This is a genomic window from Bartonella sp. AP58NXGY (assembly GCF_042195785.1).
Classification (GTDB): Bacteria; Pseudomonadota; Alphaproteobacteria; order Rhizobiales; family Rhizobiaceae; genus Bartonella.
This window is the reverse complement of record NZ_JBHIOY010000350.1, coordinates 1-271: the sequence shown is the minus strand read 5'-3', so window position 1 is coordinate 271 and position 271 is coordinate 1. Positions and strand designations below refer to the sequence as shown.

At 41.3% G+C, this 271-nt stretch carries 1 protein-coding gene; it reads left to right on the top strand.

Annotated features, from left to right (window positions below; genetic code table 11):
- On the top strand, nucleotides 1-271 hold a 271-nt coding region (locus ACFINC_RS11350; RefSeq protein ID WP_375617269.1), incomplete at both ends, for an iron chelate uptake ABC transporter family permease subunit.

The following is a 271-nucleotide window of genomic DNA, read 5'->3' as shown; positions in this document are numbered from 1 at the left end:
CGATTCTTTTAGTAGGCGCAGCGCTTGCACTTTCAGGCATGATTATGCAACTGTTGACACGTAATCGCTTTGTCGAGCCATCAACCGCTGGGACCGTCGAATCGGCTTCCCTTGGCATTCTTTTTATTATGATTTTTTTGCCCGATATTCCTGTTTTAGGAAAAATGGTCGTTGCGACACTTTTTGCCATGACAGGCACTTTACTTTTTATGTTTTTATTACGCCGTATTCATCTAAAATCTTCTCTTATTATCCCCCTTACAGGGATTAT